This is a genomic window from Vibrio sp. SG41-7 (assembly GCF_014164465.1).
GTDB lineage: Bacteria > Pseudomonadota > Gammaproteobacteria > Enterobacterales > Vibrionaceae > Vibrio > Vibrio splendidus.
Genome location: NZ_JACJFF010000320.1, coordinates 1 through 828, shown reverse-complemented (window position 1 = coordinate 828; position 828 = coordinate 1). Strand labels below are relative to the sequence as shown.

1 protein-coding gene is annotated in these 828 nt (G+C 41.9%); it reads right to left on the bottom strand.

The genetic code is table 11. The annotated features are described in order from the left end of the window. Window positions 1-828 (bottom strand): glucose-1-phosphate adenylyltransferase (locus H5300_RS26910; RefSeq protein ID WP_182797377.1); only part of this gene is annotated, 828 nt, incomplete at both ends.

The following is an 828-nucleotide window of genomic DNA, read 5'->3' as shown; positions in this document are numbered from 1 at the left end:
TGGCCATTTTCTATTATAGAGAGAAAATGGCGCATCCTTCTCAAGAAGGTCCATGTGAGCTTGCCAATACGCATCTATCGTGCCGACGTCACGCCAATAAACTTCTTCTTTCTCACCCGTAATACGGTTTGTACTGAAGTCGTAAACAAATACATTTCCACGCGGGAACATTTTGGGAATTATATCTTTACCGAAATCATGACTAGAATCTTCGAGGCTTGCGTCCTCGATTAACTCCGCAAAAAGCGCTTCCGCTTCAAAAACATAGTTACCCATCGACACCAATGCAAACTCAGGATCGCCTGGGATGTGTTTGGGTACTGCTGGTTTTTCTTCAAAGCCAATCATACGACCGTCACTATCGACTTCAATAACACCAAACGAGGAAGCTTCAGCCAGCGGCATTCGTAAGGCTGATACGGTCAGAGCCGCTTCTTTTTCCTTATGGAAATCAATCATCTGCTTGATGTCCATTTTGTAAATATGGTCTGATCCAAAAATACAAACTTGTTCAGGTTGTTCTAATTGCATAAAGTTTAGGTTTTGATAAATAGCATCAGCCGTTCCTTCATACCAGCGTTTACCTTTTCTCATTTGTGCTGGGATAGGATCGATGAATGCCCCTGACAGGCCATTGATATTCCATGCTTTTTTCATATGAACGAAAAGTGACTGCGATTTGAATTGTGTCAACACATAAATTTTCAGTAAATCCGCGTTAACAAAGTTATTTAAAGCAAAATCAATTAATCGATAGCTCCCTCCGAAAGGAACCGCGGGTTTGCTTCGAGATTCAGTTAAAGGTCTCAATCGAGAGCCTTCTCCACC